Source organism: Corallococcus sp. 4LFB (assembly GCF_046520365.1).
GTDB lineage: Bacteria > Myxococcota > Myxococcia > Myxococcales > Myxococcaceae > Corallococcus > Corallococcus caeni.
In genome coordinates this window covers 1-4,427 of sequence record NZ_JBKGHJ010000604.1, presented here as the reverse complement: position 1 = coordinate 4,427, position 4,427 = coordinate 1, and the positions used below count along the sequence as shown (strand labels likewise).

Below are 4,427 nucleotides of genomic sequence, written 5' to 3'. Positions count from 1 at the left end.
GGCGCGGCCTTCTGCCGCTTCGGCGGGGCCACGTCCGGCGCGGCCTCGCCCTTCGCGAGCTCGTGCTTCGCCGACTCGTGCTTCGCGGGCTCGGCCTTGGGGGACGCTCCTGCCAGCAGCACGCCGTGGAGGAAGGAGTCGGCGATCTGCGCCTTGGCGCGCTCGAGCATCGCCGCGTCGCGCGCGTCCGCCAGCCCCACGACGAACGCGGTCAGCCCCATCTCGATGGAGCCGAAGAGCAGCGCGGACGCGAGCAGCGGATCCACGTCCGGGCGCAGCTCCCCCGCCTCCTTCGCGTGGGTGAACATCTGCGCGCTCAGGCGGATGACGTCCACGAAGGCCGTCTGCCGGTTGATGCGGGCGCCGGCCGGGGAACGGGCAATCTCCAGGATGAGCACCTTCACCGCGCGGGGGTCCACGCGGTAGGCCTCGAAGGCCACGTCCGCGATGCGGCGGACCTTCTCCACCAGCGGCCCCTCGCTCTCGGCGACGGCGCGCGCGCGCGCGATGAAGCCGCTCCAGCCCGTCTCGAAGACGGTCTCCAGCAGCTCGTCCTTGTTCTTGAAGTAGTGGTAGACGAGCCCGTACGCGACGCCCGCCTCCTTGGCGACGTCCGCGATGCGGCAGCCGTGGTAGCCCTTGCGGGCGAACACGTCGATGGCGGCCCGCAGGATGGTGCGGCGGCGTTCGCTCTCCCGCGTCCCGTTCTCTGGCGCCGTCTTCTGCTGGCCCACGCATCCTCCCACGGCTGGTTGATTCGAGAATCAGCCAGCCACGCTACGGACGCGGGGCCCCGGGGTCAATCCTTACGTGGGGCCCTCCGCCTCGCCGAGGGGGAGGCGGGCGGAAGGGGCACACGCGGGGAAGTCCCTCCCCGGGAGGGGTATCAGGCCGCCGAGCCGTTGAACATCACGCGGGCCACGCCGAGCAGGCGGTCCACGTCGCGAGCATTCAGGCCACGCGCCCGGGCGAAATCCGACAGGGGACGCAGCAGGTCCTCCGTCTGGGCAGGGGTCTGCTCGGTGCCCGTGAAGAGCTCACCGAGGCTGACGCTGAGGGCGTTGGAAAGCGCCGCCAGGGTCTCCACATGAGGCACACGCTCGCCGCGCTCGATCATCGACAGGAAGGACACGCTGATCTGCGCACGCTCCGCGAGCTCCTCCTGCGTCCATCGCTCCGGGCGCTGCGTGCGAAGCTCGCGAATGCGCTGACCAATTCTTTTTCCGAGATCCGACACGAAGTACTTCTCCTCTGTCCTCTGGGGGATGTTTCGAGGTGAGTGCAACGCTCGCGTACGGCGGGTGATTCCTACCCTCCCGACCCGAAGGACCCGAAACCGGCCACACTCAGATTCACGCCGGCGAATTCCGGCGACTGATTGCGCCGCAGGATCACCACCCCCTCGATGCGCCAGCAGTCACAGGCGGGTCCGTAGGACACGCCAAAGGTCTGCTGTGCAAGGGGCTGACTTTCCTGGGTAATCAAGTCCTTATAAAGCGGTTGCACCAACGCTTCGTATCGCAATCCGAGCCCGAATCCGAGTTTGATTCGCGTACCGGCAGTGAGAGCCTGTGCCCGCTCGGTCGGAGAGGGGTCGAGTTGATCGTTGTGGGACGGCAGGGGACGAGGTGCGTCTCCCACCAGCATGTCCACGCCGCGCCGTACGAAATCAGGTCCCTGTGCCAGGGGATCCAACCCACGATCAATTGACAATTGTTTCACGGCCAGCAGGTCGTCGTAGCGCGCGTACAGCGCGTTGCCCTTGCCGTTGTCGATGGTGAAGTCCGCGGACAGCTGGGTGATGTCTCGCGTCGTGGGGTCCATGCGGACGACGCGCCCGCGGTGAGGACGCCGGCGCTGGCGGACAGGCGCGCGAAGGTGTCGCGCAGCACGCTGCCCTGCACCGTGTCCCGGCCCGCCACGGGCGCGATGCGGGACAAGTCGAAGCCCTGGCCGATGCGCAGGCGCAGCGGTTCGCGGGTGGTGGGCCCCTTGCGGACGCGCAGCGTCTGGTCCACGGCGACCACGGCGTGGAGGAAGCCGCGCACGCGGCCGTCGGACTTGAGCGGCACCGCGGAGTCCCACTCGTCGTAGATGAGGGGCAGCGTGCCGGAGCCGTTGGACTTCAGGGCGGTGAGCCCCGCGCCCCAGCCGCCGGGCACGAAGCGCAGGTTCACCGACGGGGCCAGCGTGTGGCGGTAGAGCGTGTCGCCGTCCTTGAAGGTGCGCGCCAGCTGCGAGTCCAGCACCAGGTCCGCCAGCGGGTAGCCGCGCGAGGCGGTGCGGCCGGAGACCTCGCCCACGGACACGGCCTGGCGCAGCCCCACGGAAGGCGTCAGCCGGCCCCACGTGCCCAGCCCGTAGGACGTGGACAGGCTCGGGGACAGCAGCACGCGGTCGCGGCCCTCGCGCTCCATGGGGTCCAGGCGGCCGTTGCCCTCCAGCGTGTCCTGGGGCAGCGCGAAGTAGTTGTACTCCAGCGGGTAGCCCTCCGGGCGGAACAGGCGCAGGGGCGCGAAGAGCCCGTCGAAGCCGTCGTCCGCGAAGCCTCCGCTGCGCAGGGGCGCCAGCCGGCTGTACTCCACGTGGAGCCCGCCCACCACGCGCCCGCCGAAGAGGGGCCGCTGCGGCAGGGCCAGGGTGAGGCCCGGGAGGCGCTGGAACGTCGTCGGGCCGTGGGGGTTGGTGGCGACGTTGTCCGGCGTGGCCTCGGCGGGGATGGTGTTCGTCTGGAAGAAGCGGAAGGGGTAGCGCAGGTCCTGGCGCAGCGACACGTCCAGCCCCAGGTAGCGGTCGTCCTTGCGCTGGTACACGACGGCGGTGCTGCGCAGGTAGTTGTAGTTCTGCACCAGCAGGTCGGCGGTGAGGTCGCGCGTGTAGAAGCCGTCCGACACGAAGTACGCGTCCACCCGGTCATGCCAGCCGTCGCCCAGGTCCTGCGTGTGCTGCCAGGAGGCCTCGCCCCGCAGGCCGCGCTTCACGTCAAGGATGGCGCCGACCGGATCCCCCCGCTCGCGGAAGAAGGCGAAGGTGGTGGGGTTGAGCCGGGGCCGCAGGTCGTACAGGAAGCCCAGCGTGGCCCGGCCGCGCGTGCGGTCGCTGGGGACGTAGCGGAACTCGGTGAGCAGCCGCGGTCCTTTCACGCCATTGGGCCGGGGCTCCTTGATGAAGGAGTCATCCTCGTTCTTGCGGGGCCCGTCGATGTCGCCGCCGCCCGTGATGATGCCCGGGGTGAACGTCAGGTCGTAGCTCTCCCCCAGCGTGACGAAGACGGGCGCGTCCAGCGCGAAGCCGTTGAGGCCGGAGTTGGACGGCCGGGGGATGAGCAGGCCGGAGCGGCGCTCGGCCAGGGGCAGGTACAGCCACGGCAGCGCGAACACCGGCACCGAGCGCACGTACACCACGGGCCAGGTGAGGATGGCGCGCTCGCCCATCTTCACGTTGGCCTCCTTCGCCTCCACGCGCCAGCCAGGCTCCCCGGGGCCGCACTGGCACGGGGTGAAGGCCAGGCCGTCCACGGAGAAGGCCGTCTCCCCCGTGCGGCGGATGCGCGTGCCACTCATGAGGACGGGGGTCTCCCCCAGCTTGCGCAATTCGTCCGGCGTCTTGGCGGCCTGGAGCGCTTCGGGGGTGACGCCCTTCTTCTGCATGAAGAGGCCGCCCTTCACGCTGGCCTCGTTGGAGCGCAGGTCCACGCGCACGTCGTCCGCGATGGCGGCCATCAGGCCGCTGACGAACATCACGTTGCCGGTGGCGGTGGCCACCTGCGTGGCCTCGCTGTACGTCACCTCGTCCGCGCGCAGCACGTTGGGGCCGCTGCGCAATTCGCAGTGGCCCCGGGCGGTGAGGACGTCGTTTTCGTAGACGACGTAGTCGGCCGCCAGCTCCACGGTCTCGCCGGTGGGCAGCTCCACCTGCGTGGCCAGCGGAATCTGGGCCGCCACCCAGAGCGTCAGGGCGACCGGAGCAAGGAAGGTCATGCGGGAGGCGTGGGCGGTGGGCGCCGTGCCGGCAACGGCGCCCTGCCCGTCCTACCGGCCCGGGCGCGGGAAGTCGAGGGTGATGAGGCCGCCTTCCTGGCGTGTCTCATAACGAACCCCCTGCTTCAGCTGGATGACGACGCGCACCGTGTTGCCCGCCCCGGAGAAGGCCTCCACCCGCGACACGGCCGACGGGAAGAAGTGCGTGTCCAGGGGCAGCGTGTTGTTGGACTCCACCACGCGCGTGTTCTCCAGCTCCAGGACCACCTGGTTGCCGGAGTCGCTCACCGAGTAGCGCACCGGCTCGTTGGTGCGCACGAACACGCGGGAGCTGTCCGGCTGCTGCTGGAAGCCCACCAGCGTCATCGTCTTGCGGCGCGAAGACACCGCGCCCCCGCCGCTCTCGCGCGACCTGGCCGCGGCGCTGCCCTGGCTGGGACGGGCGCG

5 protein-coding genes are annotated in these 4,427 nt (G+C 70.2%); all 5 read right to left on the bottom strand.

Annotation, left to right across the window (positions count from 1 at the left end; translation table 11 throughout):
* On the bottom strand, positions 1–734 hold a 734-nt coding region (locus ACLEQD_RS37850; RefSeq protein ID WP_410390721.1), incomplete at its 3' end, for a TetR/AcrR family transcriptional regulator.
* 152 nt (positions 735–886) lie between these two features.
* Positions 887–1,237 (bottom strand): helix-turn-helix domain-containing protein, encoded by a 351-nt coding sequence (locus ACLEQD_RS37845; RefSeq protein ID WP_014398120.1) that lies wholly within the window; start codon positions 1,235–1,237, stop codon positions 887–889.
* Between the two features lie 71 nt (positions 1,238–1,308).
* Positions 1,309–1,824 (bottom strand): hypothetical protein, encoded by a 516-nt coding sequence (locus tag ACLEQD_RS37840; protein ID WP_410390720.1) that lies wholly within the window; start codon positions 1,822–1,824, stop codon positions 1,309–1,311.
* Complete coding sequence (locus tag ACLEQD_RS37835) at positions 1,719–3,980, bottom strand: LPS-assembly protein LptD (RefSeq protein WP_410390719.1); 2,262 nt, start codon at positions 3,978–3,980, stop codon at positions 1,719–1,721. Before ACLEQD_RS37835 ends, ACLEQD_RS37840 begins: the two co-directional genes overlap by 106 nt.
* A gap of 51 nt (positions 3,981–4,031) precedes the next feature.
* Positions 4,032–4,427, bottom strand: a 396-nt coding sequence (locus tag ACLEQD_RS37830) for an AMIN domain-containing protein (RefSeq protein ID WP_410390718.1), incomplete at its 5' end; no start/stop codon positions are given.

Bases quoted from the DNA above. Each gene is read 5' to 3' on its own strand.
- ACLEQD_RS37835 (WP_410390719.1), bottom strand. From the start codon at position 3,980: ATGACCTTCCTTGCTCCGGTCGCCCTGACGCTCTGGGTGGCGGCCCAG.
- ACLEQD_RS37840 (WP_410390720.1), bottom strand. From the start codon at position 1,824: ATGGACCCCACGACGCGAGACATCACCCAGCTGTCCGCGGACTTCACC.